At 70.1% G+C, this 1656-nt stretch carries 1 protein-coding gene; it reads right to left on the bottom strand.

Features of this window, described 5'->3' with window-relative positions; all coding sequences use genetic code 11:
• Nucleotides 1-1596: hypothetical protein (locus ACFQGU_RS17300; RefSeq protein ID WP_386768946.1), on the bottom strand; the 1596-nt coding region annotated here is incomplete at its 3' end.
• Between the last annotated feature and the right edge of the window lie 60 nt (nt 1597-1656).

The raw sequence follows: 1656 nt of genomic DNA, 5'->3' as shown, positions 1-1656 counted from the left end.
CGCCCACCCAGCGTCCTTCGCCGTGAGCACGCGGTAGGTGCCGGGCCGCAGCGTCACGGTGCCGAAGTTGAAGCGCCCGGTGCTGGAGATCGCCGCCTTGGCCACGAGCCGGTACTCGCTGTAGATGTACCGGTAGAGCCCCGCACTGCCGCCCACCCGTGTCGCCTTGCCGTACACGGTGACCTTGCTACCGGACTGCTGGGTGACCAGGGAGATCGTCGGCACCGCCGAGATGCTCTTGCGCACGCAGTCCGGCTCGACGTAGGCGTCGCCCTCGAAGCACCAGCGGAACACCGTGTTGCGCTTGATCACCGGGGTGTAGCCGTTGCCGAACGGCGCCGCGTTCGGCCAGGGCAGGTACGACGAGCCGACGCCGGTCCGGCCGAGGGAGGTGAAGGTGGCGCCGCCGTCGGTCGAGTACGACAGGACGCCGTAGCGGGTGGCGAGCGGATTGTCGGTCTGCAGCCCGCCGACAACGTTGTTGTACGACGCGAGGCTGGCGTAGACCGTGCGCTGACCCACCGGGAGGACCGACTTGGCGAACAGCAGCTTCGCCTCGGAGTACCCCCGGCCGGTGGTCGGGACCTCGACCGGCGGCGTCAGGGTTGCCGGCGCATAGCGCACGGTCGTCGCGCCCAGCGGGAACGTCGTCCAGTCGGTCGGGACAGCGAGGGTCGCGGACGACCCGACCTGGGTGACCGCGGGCGACCCGTTCTCGCGGAACATGTACCACGTGCCGCCGTGGCTCCTGAGGTCGTACATGCCGTCGAAGCCCGGCACGGTTGCGTCGCCGCCCTCGACCTTGGCGCTCACGGTGGTCAGATCGCCCTGCAGCGTTGAGCGCGAGTAGAGGAAGCCGCTGCCGTCGGGCTTCCACGTCAGCACCGCCGCGACGGGGAACTTGCTCGACGCGGTGACCTTCGCGGTCCTCTCGTAGATCGGGCCCACACCGGTCCTGAGGTTGGCGGCCTTGATGCGGGAGGCGATCAGGTTCCCGTCCTGGTCGAACGTGCCGTAGACGACCGCGGCCTTCGTGCCGTCCGCCGAGATCGACAGGCGCAGCACGACCTCGCCCGGCAGGGCCGGGAACCGGGCGGAGGCAGAGGTGATGTCCACGAGCTCGCCGCTGGCGACGACGTACTTCAGGATGAGCGGCCCGTCGAACCAGTAGACGTACGCGCCATCCCGTGAGACGACCGGGTTGCTGTCGAACCAGTGGGCCACGAGCCGGGTGGTGACCGAGGCGGGGTTGAGCGGGTCCCGGGCAGTCACGAGCACGCCGTACGTCGTGTTCGCGCCCGGGACGGCGAGGGAGCGCGACTGCCCGGTGGTGGCGAGGACGTTGCCATCCTCCGACACGTCGTACCGGTAGACGTAGTGGTCGGGCGTGAGGGCGGTCGCGGCCGCCAGGTCACCGGGCGACGTCGCCCAGAGCTTGTCGGTCGTGCTGGTGTGGACGCCGTCGACGGCGTACGTGACGTAGCCGAAGGCCGGGCCGGACGGATCCGCCTGCACCGCACCTGCGGAGAGCGGAAGAAGCATCGCAGTCAGGCCGGTGACGGCGAGGAGAGCGGCAGCGCGACGACGAACGTGCATGTGTCCCCCTGGACAGGTCCCGACCGAGATCGGGCAGGGACCCCCGTCCCCGCGCGAACA

It is taken from the genome of Longivirga aurantiaca (genome assembly GCF_042660085.1).
Taxonomy (GTDB): domain Bacteria; phylum Actinomycetota; class Actinomycetes; order S36-B12; family CAIYMF01; genus Longivirga; species Longivirga aurantiaca.
This window is presented reverse-complemented; position numbering and strand designations above follow the sequence as displayed.